Source organism: Thalassotalea euphylliae, assembly GCF_003390375.1.
Taxonomy (GTDB): domain Bacteria; phylum Pseudomonadota; class Gammaproteobacteria; order Enterobacterales; family Alteromonadaceae; genus Thalassotalea_F; species Thalassotalea_F euphylliae_A.
Window position 1 is genome coordinate 3,917,315 of record NZ_QUOT01000001.1, and the last position, 13,018, is coordinate 3,930,332.

General features: G+C 44.7%; 11 protein-coding genes. All 11 read left to right on the plus strand.

The genetic code is table 11. The features are described 5' to 3' along the window. The first annotated feature begins 114 nt into the window (after positions 1-114). The 11 genes from truA (at position 115) to DXX94_RS17215 (ending at position 12,966) form a co-directional block, all read left to right on the plus strand. Positions 115-900 carry a tRNA pseudouridine(38-40) synthase TruA gene (truA, locus tag DXX94_RS17165; protein WP_116017773.1) on the plus strand — a complete coding sequence of 262 codons (786 nt, stop codon included), beginning with the start codon at positions 115-117 and terminating at the stop codon, positions 898-900. Between the two features lie 289 nt (positions 901-1,189). Next, the gene (gene accD, locus DXX94_RS17170) at positions 1,190-2,098 is read left to right on the plus strand and encodes an acetyl-CoA carboxylase, carboxyltransferase subunit beta (protein WP_116017775.1); all 909 of its coding nucleotides are present in this window, start codon (positions 1,190-1,192) and stop codon (positions 2,096-2,098) included. Positions 2,099-2,249: 151 nt separating this feature from the next. Further along, positions 2,250-3,539, plus strand: a complete 1,290-nt coding sequence (gene folC, locus DXX94_RS17175; RefSeq protein WP_116017777.1) for a bifunctional tetrahydrofolate synthase/dihydrofolate synthase — start codon at positions 2,250-2,252, stop codon at positions 3,537-3,539. Between the two features lie 71 nt (positions 3,540-3,610). Next, positions 3,611-4,285, plus strand: a complete 675-nt coding sequence (locus DXX94_RS17180; RefSeq protein ID WP_116018623.1) for an SPOR domain-containing protein — start codon at positions 3,611-3,613, stop codon at positions 4,283-4,285. A 272-nt stretch (positions 4,286-4,557) separates the two neighbouring features. After that, the gene (locus DXX94_RS17185) at positions 4,558-5,040 is read left to right on the plus strand and encodes a CvpA family protein (RefSeq protein ID WP_116017779.1); all 483 of its coding nucleotides are present in this window, start codon (positions 4,558-4,560) and stop codon (positions 5,038-5,040) included. Between the two features lie 37 nt (positions 5,041-5,077). Then, entirely contained in the window at positions 5,078-6,592 is a 1,515-nt protein-coding gene (gene purF / locus DXX94_RS17190) for an amidophosphoribosyltransferase (RefSeq protein WP_116017781.1), read from the plus strand. 210 nt (positions 6,593-6,802) lie between these two features. Then, positions 6,803-7,450 (plus strand): TetR/AcrR family transcriptional regulator, encoded by a 648-nt coding sequence (locus DXX94_RS17195; protein WP_116017783.1) that lies wholly within the window; start codon positions 6,803-6,805, stop codon positions 7,448-7,450. A 479-nt stretch (positions 7,451-7,929) separates the two neighbouring features. Further along, a complete protein-coding gene (locus DXX94_RS17200) occupies positions 7,930-9,138 on the plus strand; it encodes an amidase family protein (protein ID WP_258872200.1) in 1,209 nt (402 codons plus the stop codon). Positions 9,139-9,244: 106 nt separating this feature from the next. Further along, the gene (locus DXX94_RS17205) at positions 9,245-10,822 is read left to right on the plus strand and encodes a gamma-glutamyltransferase family protein (RefSeq protein WP_116017787.1); all 1,578 of its coding nucleotides are present in this window, start codon (positions 9,245-9,247) and stop codon (positions 10,820-10,822) included. Between the two features lie 50 nt (positions 10,823-10,872). Continuing rightward, positions 10,873-11,709, plus strand: a complete 837-nt coding sequence (locus tag DXX94_RS17210; RefSeq protein WP_116017789.1) for a sulfite exporter TauE/SafE family protein — start codon at positions 10,873-10,875, stop codon at positions 11,707-11,709. A 30-nt stretch (positions 11,710-11,739) separates the two neighbouring features. After that, a complete protein-coding gene (locus tag DXX94_RS17215) occupies positions 11,740-12,966 on the plus strand; it encodes a pyridoxal-phosphate-dependent aminotransferase family protein (protein WP_116017791.1) in 1,227 nt (408 codons plus the stop codon). Positions 12,967-13,018: the final 52 nt, after the last annotated feature.

The window sequence follows — 13,018 nt, forward strand, 5'->3', positions numbered from 1 at the left end:
AAGAAGTCGCTTGATAAAAAAGCGACTTTTTTATGTCTTTGGCAAAGGGCTATCCGCTATGGCAATCGGCTTTTAAATCTAGGATAATGCGCGCCAAATTATTTGGAGGCAAGTATGCGGTACGCGCTCGGTATAGAATACGACGGCACAAAATATTGTGGTTGGCAAAAACAGAATCACTCACCTAGTGTGCAAGAAACACTAGAAAAATCGTTGTCACGTATCGCCGATGAACCAATAGAAGTCGTTTGTGCAGGTCGCACCGATACCGGTGTTAATGCCACCAATCAGGTGATTCATTTTGACACAAGCAAAACTCGAAAAGATGTTGCTTGGACGCTTGGGGTGAACACTAACTTACCAAAAGATATCGCTGTGCGTTGGGTTAAATCAGTCGATGAAGATTTTCACGCCAGATTTAGCGCAAGCGCAAGGCGCTATCGCTACGTCATCAATAATTCGCCATTTAGACCTGCAATTCTTTCAACCGGTGTTACCTTTTGTCACCATCCGTTGGATGAAAAAGCGATGCATCAAGCGGCGCAACTATTGGTTGGCGAGAATGACTTTACTTCGTTCCGCACTGTACATTGTCAAGCCAATTCACCCGTGCGTACCCTGTACCATTGCAATGTTACGCGGGTCGGTGATTTTCTGGTGTTAGACGTAAAAGGCAATGCCTTTCTGCATCATATGATCCGCAATATTGCCGGTAGTTTAATGCGTGTCGGTCGCGGCTTAGAAACCATCGACTGGATAGCAGAAGTACTGGCGGCTAAAAATCGTTGTGTCGCTGGCATGACGGCAAATGCTGGTGGCTTATACTTTGTGGACGTGGATTATCCAGAGCAGTTTGCTATTCCAAAGCGCCCACTTGGACCACTCTTTTTGCCAGATTAACCATATTCCACTTTTACTTGCATGACTGCTTGCTGGCGAGTACTTCATGCGAGCTTTAATGGCACAGTAAAGCATATTCAAGCGTTGGCTAGAATAAAAAACGCTATTTGTCTAACAAACCAGACCAGTTTTTTATAACTATCTGCATGATTCTATGGTTTAATCCTGCGATTCACTAGTTATTTATAGGCGCTTGGTGCAAAATTGGTTAACTATCGGTTAACTCAGCATAGGCAAACTGCCGTGCGGCCAACCGTCCTGATTTCATTGCAATAGGCACAGTTAATTTATGAGCTGGATAGAAAAGATTCTCCCAAAAGCAAAGGGAACACAAAAAAGAAACATTCCAGAAGGCGTGTGGACAAAATGTAGTGCTTGTAACGCCGTACTGTATAAAGCTGAAGTAGAACGTCAGCAGTTTGTTTGTCCAAAGTGTGATCACCATATGCGCATCTCGGCGCGTAAACGCATTGAAAGCTTCCTCGACCAAGGCGAGCGCGTTGAAATTGGTGCAGATCTAGAGCCACAAGATATTCTTAAGTTTAAAGACTCTAAACGTTATAAAGATCGTATTTCATCGGCGCAAAAATCAACCGGTGAGAAAGATGCTTTAGTGGTCATGCGTGGTGAGCTTAATGGCATGCCTGTCGTTGCTACCGCATTTGAATTCTCTTTCCTTGGCGGTTCAATGGCATCTGTTGTTGGTGCTCGTTTTGTACAAGCTGCAGAGTACTGTTTAGAGCACAATCTGCCGTTGATTTGTTTTTCTGCCAGTGGCGGCGCACGTATGCAAGAGGCATTGTTCTCGTTAATGCAGATGGCAAAAACCAGTGCCGCATTGGCCAAAATGAGCGAGAAAGGCTTGCCTTATGTGTCTGTACTGACTGACCCAACCATGGGCGGTGTATCGGCAAGTTTAGCAATGCTAGGCGATATTAATGTTGCTGAGCCGAAAGCACTAATTGGTTTTGCAGGCCCACGTGTTATCGAACAAACGGTACGCGAAAAACTACCTGAAGGATTCCAACGCAGTGAATTCTTATTGGAGAAGGGCGCGATTGACATGATTGTTGACCGCCGTGAAATGCGTGCAACTTTGGGCCGTATGCTGGCGAAATTTACGGGTCAGCCAAGCCTTGAGCAAGCTGATAGTAGCTCTGTAGAGCAGCCAAAAATTGAAGAGCCGGAAGCTGAGTAACTCGTAGTTTTACAAAAAGTGTTTTGCTGACGCTTTTTACTAATGCTATTAAACTAAATAGCTGATTTGCTCTGTAGCTTGATTCAACTTGCCTGCAGGGCATGCTAAGGTAGCGGTATTGAAATACCTCAGATTTTGATAGCGTTACATAATGAGTATAAAATCATCTGAAAGCCATTGTGATAACTGGTCGTTGTCGCAATGGCTTTGTTATTTAGAAACCATTCACAACCAAGAGATAGATCTTGGACTTGCCCGTATTAGCCAAGTGGCTGAGCGCCTCAACATAGACTTAAGTTTTGCCAAAGTGATCACGGTTGCTGGCACCAATGGCAAAGGAACCACTTGCGCCTTTATCGAGAACTATTTACTGAGTCTGCAACAGCAAGTCGCCGTATACTCTTCACCCCATATAGAGCGCTTTAATGAGCGTTTGCGCATCAATAAAATCGATGTTGACGATCAACCTTGGATCGCAGCATTAACGGCGGTGGAACAAGCACGAGCGGAAATTTCCCTCACTTACTATGAATTTACCACTTTAGCGGGCTTGCTTATTTTGCAGCAACAACAGCCAAGTTACATTATTTTGGAAGTTGGTTTAGGTGGTCGCCTTGATGCGACTAACATGATAGATGCCGATATTGCTGTGGTGACTTCTGTAGATTTGGATCATCAAGCATTTTTGGGGAACACACGCGAAGCCATTGGCTTTGAAAAAGCGGGCATTTTCCGCAGCAATAAACCTGCGATTGTTGGTGAGCCTGATATGCCTGCATCAGTGGCTAAGCATGGCGAGGATATTGGCGCTGAGCTACTTGCCCGAGGTGTAGCTTTTAACATCAGCAAACAGGAAAACTGCTGGCGATGGCAGCAAATTAGCGCTTACAGCGTTTATGACGACCTGCAATTACCACATATTCCGCTAGATAATGTTGCGACAGGGCTAATGGTGCTGACAGAGCTAAATGTCGAGCTTAATGTTGGGCGGATCAATCAAGTTATCGCACAAACCAAAGTGGCAGGGCGTACAGAGGTGTTTAAGGGCAAGGAGGAGGATGATTTCAAAGGCGATATTATGCTTGATGTCGCGCATAACCCTCACGCGGCAAAACATCTAGCGCAAACGATTAACCGCCTTGGTTATAGCAAAGTACATGCTGTCGTTGGTATGCTAAAAGATAAAGATATTAGTGTAACACTAGCAGAGCTGACCACAAGTGTTGATGCTTGGTACTTTGCGTCATTGTCTGGCCCAAGAGCAGCAAGCGCTCAAGAAATCAACAGCTTAGTTGATGAACTTGCACTAACAGGTAATTGTTTTGACAATGTTGAACATGCCTTTACAATGGCAAAAAACAAGGCTAATGCCGATGAGTTGGTATTAGTGTTTGGTTCCTTTTTTACCGTTGCTGAAATAAGGCCATTATTGGTTGGTTAAATCGCAGCAGTGGTGATTGATTTAAAGCAGACAATCGATAAGAGTTGTTGAATTAGCCAGAGGAGTTGCGCTTGTCTACCCCGTTTCAAAATAGATTGGTTGGCACGATAATCGTTGCAGCAGCACTGATCATTTTCTTGCCGGATATTCTTGATGGTGAGAAAGAAAGCTATCAGGCTGATTTTGAGGCGATCCCGCAAGCGCCAAAATTTGAGGGTGCGATAGCACATAAAGCCTTCCCTGAAGAAAAACTAGCTGCAATCCCTAAGTCGGATATTAGCGATGAAGAGCCGATAGATGATCAGCTAGCAACTATGGCAACCGCAGGTACAGCTAATTCCGAGCAGGCGATTAACGGCAATGAGAGTGATTTAAGTACGTCGCAGGTTAGTAAGAACAACACAACGGTAGCAACGCCTGCCAAGAAAGAAGCTAAGATTGCGATGAACGCTTCTACAGTGTCAAAAGCAACGCCTAAATTGCCACCTGTGAAGAAAGACCAGTACGCATGGGTAATTCACTTAGGTAGCTTTAAACACAAAAAGAATGTCGACGATTTAATGGCAAAATTAAAAGGCGCTGGTTACACCGCCTTTACCCAGCCAATTAAAACGCAAAAAGGTACATTAACGAAAGTGATTATTGGCCCTAACTTGCACAAAGCAGAGCTTGAAAAAGCCATCCCTAAGTTGAAAAGCTTAACCAGCGTGCAAGGCAGAATAGCCAAGTTTAAAGTGACTAAATAACCTCAGAATTGGATAACTAATGGGCTTCTAGCGGCTATTTTTACTGCTTTCAGCGTTAAATTTACTTGCAATAGACTAGCTATTGACGCGCAAATTTGCCTTGATATCAGCAAAAATTTCTCGCTACAAGGAAATGATAAATTTAAGTGTGTGCATTTATTGATGACTCACTATTTTTTATCCAAACCTAAGGTTAAATAAATAAAAATATATTAACAATGGCGTTCATCTGTTAGAATGCGCGCCACTAATTTCTTGAGATTACTCAGTATATGGTTTGGATAGACTATGCCATTCTAGCTATTATTGGCATATCAACCTTGATTAGTTTGGTTCGTGGATTTGTTAAAGAAGCGATCTCACTTGTGGTATGGATTGGCGCCTTTTTTATCGCCAGCTCTTTTTATCCTAACCTCGCTGCCTTACTCACTAATATCTCTGAACACCTCCTGCGCAACGCCGCAGCTATCGCCATTCTCTTTATTTCCACCTTAATTCTTGGTGCCTTAGTCAACTATGTTGTTAGTCAGCTGGTGCAAAAAACTGGTCTGTCTGGTACTGATCGCGTGCTTGGTTTGGCATTTGGTGGCTTGCGAGGGGTGTTAATTGTCAGTGCCTTATTGTTCTTTATGGACGCATTTACGGCTTCGTCGGCGACGCCATGGTGGCAAAGTTCGACCCTGATCCCAGAGTTTACTTTAGTAATAGAGTGGTTTTTTGAGTACCTCAAGCAATCTTCAAGTTTTTTAACTTAATTCACTTAGTAAAACACACTCGTCGGAGAACAGGTTTATGTGTGGTATTGTTGGTATAGTTGGTAATTCAGCTGTCAATCAGTCGTTATATGATGGGTTAACGGTGTTGCAGCATCGGGGACAGGATGCTGCTGGTATTGTCACCATTAATGACAATATGTTTCGCTTACGAAAAGCAAATGGGTTGGTCAAGGATGTGTTTCACACACGGCATATGCATCGACTCCAAGGCAACATCGGCATCGGGCATATTCGCTACCCCACCGCAGGCACTTCAAGTTCCTCAGAAGCCCAACCCTTTTATGCTAACTCTCCCTTCGGCATTGCTCTCGCCCACAACGGTAACCTTACCAACTTTGACGAACTAAAAACTTGGCTATTTGACACCGCTCGCCGCCACGTTAACACCACTTCAGATTCAGAATTATTACTTAACATTCTAGGTCATGAATTAGCGCAAACTCAGGCATTGAAATTAACGCCTGAAGATATTTTCCAAGCGGTCAATAATGTTCATAAACGAATTCGCGGTGCATACGCGACAGTGGCATTGATCATTGGCCATGGTATGGTGGCATTTCGTGACCCTAACGGAATTCGTCCATTGGTATTTGGTAAGCGTGAAACTGAGCATGGCGTTGAATACATGGTCGCGTCAGAATCGGTAGCACTAGATGCTTGTGATTTTGAGTTTGTTCGCGACGTTGCGCCAGGAGAAGCGATTTACTTTACTGAAGACGGTAAAATGTATAGCCAACAGTGCGCAGAAGCACCAACTTATAGCCCATGTATTTTTGAGTTTGTGTATTTTGCCCGCCCAGATTCAACCATTGATAAAATGTCGGTTTACGCAACCCGCGTTGAAATGGGGAAAAAGCTCGGTGAAAAAATTGCCCGTGAATGGGACGACCTTGATATTGATGTGGTTATTCCTATTCCTGAAACCTCGTGCGATATTGCCCTGCAAATTGCACAGCAACTAGATATCCCATATCGCCAAGGCTTTGTGAAAAACCGCTATATCGGTCGTACCTTTATTATGCCTGGCCAAGAAATGCGTAAAAAATCTGTGCGCCAAAAGCTCAACGCTATTAGTGCTGAATTTAAAGGTAAGAATGTCTTGTTGGTTGATGACTCTGTAGTACGTGGTACAACATCAGAGCAAATAATTGAAATGGCGCGTGCTGCTGGTGCTAAGAAGGTTTACTTTGCTTCTGCCGCACCTGAAATTCGTTTCCCGAATGTTTACGGTATTGATATGCCAAGTGCCAATGAGCTGATTGCTCATGGTCGTGAAGTGGACGATATTTGTCAGCTTATCGGCGCTGACGAGCTGATCTTCCAAGATATTGAAGACTTAGTGGCGGCTGCTCGTACCTTTAATCCAGAAGTGAAGCGTTTTGAGACCTCAGTATTCAATGGAAAGTATATTACCAACGATATTGATCAAGGTTATTTGGAAAAGTTAGATGCAGCGCGCAATAACGAAAGCAAAGAGCAAACGGATAAAAATGCCGATTCAATTATCGACCTACATAACGAAGGTGCTTAGCACTTGCTAGCGTTAAGCTTTAATTAGAAGCGGCCCATTTTGGGCCGTTTTAGTATAAACCTGAATGACGTTTGTGTTGTGTGGGGTAATCACCTATTCCACATATATGATACTATTTAAATATGGCGAGAATTTTGCTTGACCAAATGGTTAAGAAAGCAAGAACAATAACGCTACATTTTAAAAAGAAAAGAGAAAACAAAACTAATAATGACAATTCGAGAAAAGCAAAATAAAAAGGAAGTTACTCGATTAAAGAACCAGCAGCTAATTCTCGCTGCTGCTGAAAAACTGTTTTCGCAATCAGGTTACGACGGTGCCAGCATGAGCATGATTGCCAGCGAAGCAGGGGTAGCTAAAGCCAATGTGCTTTATTACTTTAAAAATAAAGACAATCTCTATGAAGAAGTGCTCAATGGCATTATTGAAACCTGGAATATCGGCTTAGATAACGCCAGCGTCGATGATGATCCGGCGCAAGTGCTGTATCACTATATTCGCAGTAAAATTGCGTTATCGATTCACCAACCTATGCAGTCTCGTTTGTTCGCTTCAGAGATTCTTCGTGGCGCTCCTTGTTTGCAAGATTACATGCGAGATAAAAACCGCCCTTGGTTCCGTGCTAAATGTCAGCTTTTTCAAGCCTGGATAGATGCTGGTAAAATGCAGGCAGTCAACCCTGTACATTTATTGTTTACCATCTGGGCAAGCACACAATATTATGCCGACTTTCAAGCAGAGGTTTTACTGCTGCAAAACAAGCTTGAGTACGAAGAAAGTGATATTGATGAGATAACCGCTTCTGTTGCCAAAATCATTATTAACGGCGTTGGTTTAGCAATGCCTGACTCGGTATAAAAATTCAAAAATTCAAAAGCGCCAATAATAGGCGCTTTTTCAACTTTGATTATCTCTCGCTGTCCTTTCATTCTATTCTTTTACTCTAATCTCCAACATAGTAAATCAAATCCTTTTGTGACCTATATGCTAGACATTTTCCCAAACTAAAAGCGTTTAAATATCTAACCATTAAGGTGCAAAAGCACCAAGTTGGTGAGTAAAAATACGTAAATTGGTTGTTTTTTCTTAGTGGGTTTTAGGGTAAATTTTCATTACGCCCTTAATCTTGACCGATCGGATAAGAATGTCGTTTTATGGCATTAGATTTGCAGTACTTAGTTAGCATAAACGCTAGGCTAGCCAATAAGGCTAGCTAATTGATAATTTATTCTAGTGCAGTTTTACCAAACTTAAACGAGCTAAGCATGTAGCAGGTTTAAGGTATAAGCACGGCAGTAAAAGTTCATTAAAAGAAAAATAAAAGGAATAGCATTACAGTGAAGCAGGACTCGGCAATTTTCTGCAATCATGGCCCCAAAGGTTGGCAAACGCGTGATAAAGGTGAGTTGGCTGGATTGCGCCTTGCGGTTAAAGACTTATTTACGGTTCAGGGTCATAAAAATAGCGCTGGTAATCCAGAGTGGCTTCGCCAAGCGCCTGCGGCAACAGAAACTTCTGATAGTATGAATAAGTTGATGATGCAAGCGTGTCAGTTTGTTGGCTTTACGCATACCGACGAGCTAGCGTATAGCCTTGAGGGAAATAACCATCATTACGGCGCTGCGGAAAACCCGAAGCTAGCAGGTCACAGCTGTGGCGGCTCTAGCATGGGCTCTGCGGCAGCAGTTGCGGCTGATTTGGCAGATATTGGTTTAGGTACTGATACTGGAGGCTCTATTCGCGTGCCCGCAAGCTATTGTGGCTTGTATGGCATTCGCCCAAGTCATGGCGCTATTAGCGCTCAGGGCTTATTACCACTGGCGCCAGCATTTGATACGACGGGCTGGCTAACAAACAGCGCTGAGTTACTGGCTAAGGTTGGCGATGTTTTGTTGCCTAAGCAGTCTATTTATAAAGTGGAAGAGTTATTGGTTTGTCAGTCACTTTTCGATTTGATTGAACCAGAGCTAGCGAACGCGCTGAGCAATAAGTTAGATGAAATTGCCCCTTATTTTGCTAAGGTTCGGGAGTTTGATATTACCGATACAGGCATATTGAACGAGCTTGCCGATGCTTTTCGCATTTTACAAGGGCGCGAAATCGCTCGCACACATGAACAATGGCTAACGAGTTTATCGCCTGATTTTAGTGCCCATTTCGCACCAGCAATAAGTGCGCGCTTTGAAATGGCGCTAGCGCTAACAGCAACTGAAGAAGCGCAAGCTAAACAGGTGCAGCAACGCTGGCAAAAGATGATGCAACAGCTAACGTCAACCAGTGCGCTATTTTTACCGACAACACCGACTGTGGCCCCCAAGCTTGGTGCTGACACCAGTGCGTTGCGCGCCAAAATACTTACGCTAACAGCCATGGCTGGATTGTCTGGCGCTACGCAGGTGCACATACCTGATATATCTTTAACAGTCGATAGTAATTTATCTGAGCAAAACGATAGTGAACAGTTAGCGCCTTATGGCTATTCGCTACTTATGGCAGCCAATAACGATCGAACATTACTCAACCTTGCTTGCGATATTAGTAAGTAAGGCAGCCAAGCTCGCTAGTTCAAGGTACTAGCTTAAGGTTTTGAGCTTAAGGCTTCGTAGACCTTAATTACTTGGCTGGCAAAGCATTAAAATATGAGAAATAACAATGAAAGAGAATATAGCGTTTACCGCCCCGCATAAAACAGCAACAGAAGCGGGTATGTCGATTCTGCGTCAAGGTGGCACAGCTACCGAGGCTATGGTTGCTGCAGCGGCGACCATTAGCGTCGTTTATCCCCATATGAACTCTATCGGTGGCGATGGTTTTTGGCTGATTGACAACCCAGGTAGCGATGCTCCAATTGCCATTGATGCCTGCGGCGCGGCTTGCCAAAACCTAGCGGTTTACCAAGAGTTTGACGCTATTCCTGAGCGTGGTGGATTAAGTGCGATCACTCAAGCTGGCACCATTAGTGGTTGGCAAACAGCCCTTAATGCCGATGCCAATGCTAAGTTACCACTGAGTGAAATTCTGGCACCGGCAATTGCTGCAGCGCGTTCAGGGTTTGAGGTCACCACTAGCTTACAAACGGCCAGTGATAAATTATATGCGGTTGATAAACGCAACGATGCTTTTAAAGCACTATATGAGCCTAATGGCTTAGCACTGAAACAAGGGGAACATTTTACCAACCCTGCGTTAGCTAATACGTTTGAGTACCTTGCAAAAAATGGTTTACAAGCATTTTATCAAGGAGAATTGGCACAGAGCTTTGCTGCTGATTTGGCGGCTGCTGGCAGTCAAATCAAGTTGGCTGATATTAATGCGACACAAGCGCAATTGGTCACGCCGCTGAAAGCCAGTTTACAGGGCGTTGATTGTTATAACCTGCCTGCGCCAACACAAGGTATTCACTCTTTAATTATTTTGTCGATTGTTGATCAATTACGTAGTAAAGCGAGTGAAGATATTGATTGGTTGCACTTAATTGTTGAGGCTACTAAGCAAAGCTTCCATTTACGTCCGCAATTGTGGGCAGACCCAAATGCGGTGACAGCGCTTTATCAACAAGTATTGCAAACCCCGGCAATTAGCGAACTGGCGAATAATATTTCCATGTCAAAAGCAGAAGCTTGGCCGTTTAACGCTTCACCTGGCGATACCGTGTGGCTAGCGGCGCGAGATCAGCGCGGTCAAATGGTCAGCTTTATCCAAAGTATTTACTGGGAATTTGGCTCAGGTGTGGTAATGAAAGACGGTGGCTTTACGTGGAATAACCGTGGCATTAGTTTTTCTTTAGACAACACTACCACTAACTGTTTGGCGGCAAATAAGAAGCCAGCGCATACCCTAAACCCAGCTTTTGCCCGTTATCACGATGGTCGACGACTGGCGTATGGCACTATGGGCGGTGAAGGTCAGCCGCAAACCCAAGCGAAAGTGTTTACCGATTATACATGGCGAAATCGTACCATTAATGAAGCCGTTGCTGCGCCGCGTTGGTTGTTAGGCCGCACATGGGGTGATACCAGCACTAACTTAAAAGTAGAGCAGGCACTGGCCTCTGAGCTGGGTACTGAATTGGATCGCTTAAAACACAAATGGCAATCTGTCGAGGATAACAATGAAATGATGGGTCATGCAGGGGCAATTTTAGACAGTGAAACTGAGCTGGCAGCTGCTTCAGATCCTCGCTCAGATGGCGCCGCGCTTGTCGGCTGCGCCGATTCGCCGAGCCAGTAAGTAACGTACTAAAAAACTAGATAAGAATTAGGTAAAAATTAGGAAAATAAATGACAGAGTTGTTAAATGAATTGGCTAATCAATGGCCAATTATGATCGCGCTGGTCGCGACTGGAATTTTCGCAGGCTTATTAGCGGGCTTATTTGGTGTTGGCGGTGGCATTGTTATTGTGCCAGTGCTTTATTTTTTACTACAAGGTTTTGGGGTGAGTGCGGAATCAGCCATGATGATTGCAACGGCAACCTCACTTGCGACCATAGTACCAACCTCAGTTTCCTCTATTCGTTCACATTACGCTAAAGGTAATGTTGACCTTGATATCGTTAAATACTGGACAGGTTTTATTCTTGCCATGGCGATTGTCGGCAGCTTGTTCGCACATTATGTGCAAGGTCAGGCGTTAACCGTAATGTTCGCGGCTATCGCGATTATGGTGAGCTTAAATATGCTGTTTCGCGCGGGTGCACCGGCATTAAAAAATGAGCTACCGGGTCGCTTTGGGCAGGGAATTATGGCCTCAACCGTGGGTGGTTTATCTGTGATGATAGGTATCGGTGGTGGCACCATTGGCGTGCCTTTACTATCGGCATTTAATGTACGGGCTCATGTTGCCGTTGGCACTGCCGCAGTGTTTGGTTTAATCATTGCGCTACCGGGCGTATTAACCTTACTTGCGGTTGCTCAAACGCCAATGGATGCGCCGCTTGGCACCTTTGGCCTAGTCAATATTCCCGCTTTTCTACTGATTATTCCGCTTACCATTTTATGTGCACCTATTGGGGTAAAGCTGGGCAGCAAGCTGGAACCTAAGCAGTTAAAACGCGCATTCGCTGTGGTGTTAATGCTGACCGGTATTCGTATGTTAATGCAAGCGCTAGGTCACTAGCTTTAGTTAGGATTAGCTAGGAGAAGGATAATGACAGATAAACAAACACTCAATCCGCCGCAGCGCTTGCTGATGGGCCCAGGGCCGATTAACGCAGACCCAAGGGTACTGAGAGCCATGTCAGCACAGCTGATTGGTCAATACGACCCCGCGATGACAGGGTTTATGAACGAAACCATGGCGCGTTATCGCCAAATATTTAAAACCAACAACGAGTGGACGTTTTTAATTGACGGCACTTCACGGGCAGGTATCGAGTCGGCGTTACTCTCTATGCTAAGGCCGGGTGATAAAGTGTTAGTGCCGATCATGGGGCGTTTTGGCCACTTGCTAGCAGAAATAGCGACACGCGCACAAGCTGACGTACACACCATTGAAGTGGCATGGGGCGAAGTATTTCAACCCGAGCAAATTGAAGCGGCGATTAAGCGGGTGCAACCACGTGTGCTCGCCATGGTGCAAGGTGATACATCGACAACGATGAACCAACCACTGGGAGATATCGGCGCTATTTGTCAGCAGCACGACGTATTGTTTTATTGTGACGCTACCGCATCGATTGTCGGTAATGACTTACCAGCTGACAAGTGGCAAGTGGATGCGCTAACTGTCGGTTTACAAAAGTGTTTGGGCGGGCCTTCTGGCTCTGCACCCATTACGCTCAGTGACAAGTGTGTTGACTGGATACGTCAGCGCAAAAAAGTTGAAGCTGGTATTCGCACGGCAGATCATCAAGATGGTATTGAGCCATTTATTCGCTCCAATTATTTTGACCTTGGTATGATCATGGATTACTGGGGCGAAGAGCGCTTAAATCATCATACTGAAGCGACCAGCATGCTTTATTGTGCCTCTGAGTGCGCTCGTATTGTTTTAGAAGAGGGAGTCGATGAATGTGTTGCCAGACATAAGTTACATGGCGACGCTATGCTCGCTGGCGTGCAGGCTTTAGGTTTAAAAGTTTTCGGCGATATTAATCACAAAATGAATAATGTAGTCGGCGTTTATATTCCTAGCGAAGTAAACGGCGATCAGGTGCGCAATCAAATGCTTAATGATTTTGGTATTGAAATTGGCACTTCCTTTGGCCCACTGCATGGCAAAATTTGGCGAATTGGCACCATGGGCTATAACGCTCGCAAAGATACGGTACTGCAAACACTCGCTTGTTTAGATGCCTGCTTGCAGGCCAATGGCTATAAAGGCCCGAGCGGTGAAGCGACTTTGGCTGCATTAGCCTATTACCATGGACAGTGAAGGCATGGACAGAGAAGGCATGGACAGAGAAGGCATGAACAGCAAAGCTAGG

What these genes read in the sequence shown, in the direction of transcription:
- truA (WP_116017773.1), top strand. Translation starts at nt 115, where the DNA reads ATGCGGTACGCGCTCGGTATAGAATACGACGGCACAAAATATTGTGGT.
- accD (WP_116017775.1), top strand. Translation starts at nt 1,190, where the DNA reads ATGAGCTGGATAGAAAAGATTCTCCCAAAAGCAAAGGGAACACAAAAA.
- folC (WP_116017777.1), top strand. Translation starts at nt 2,250, where the DNA reads ATGAGTATAAAATCATCTGAAAGCCATTGTGATAACTGGTCGTTGTCG.
- DXX94_RS17185 (WP_116017779.1), top strand. Translation starts at nt 4,558, where the DNA reads ATGGTTTGGATAGACTATGCCATTCTAGCTATTATTGGCATATCAACC.
- purF (WP_116017781.1), top strand. Translation starts at nt 5,078, where the DNA reads ATGTGTGGTATTGTTGGTATAGTTGGTAATTCAGCTGTCAATCAGTCG.
- DXX94_RS17195 (WP_116017783.1), top strand. Translation starts at nt 6,803, where the DNA reads ATGACAATTCGAGAAAAGCAAAATAAAAAGGAAGTTACTCGATTAAAG.
- DXX94_RS17205 (WP_116017787.1), top strand. Translation starts at nt 9,245, where the DNA reads ATGAAAGAGAATATAGCGTTTACCGCCCCGCATAAAACAGCAACAGAA.
- DXX94_RS17210 (WP_116017789.1), top strand. Translation starts at nt 10,873, where the DNA reads ATGACAGAGTTGTTAAATGAATTGGCTAATCAATGGCCAATTATGATC.
- DXX94_RS17215 (WP_116017791.1), top strand. Translation starts at nt 11,740, where the DNA reads ATGACAGATAAACAAACACTCAATCCGCCGCAGCGCTTGCTGATGGGC.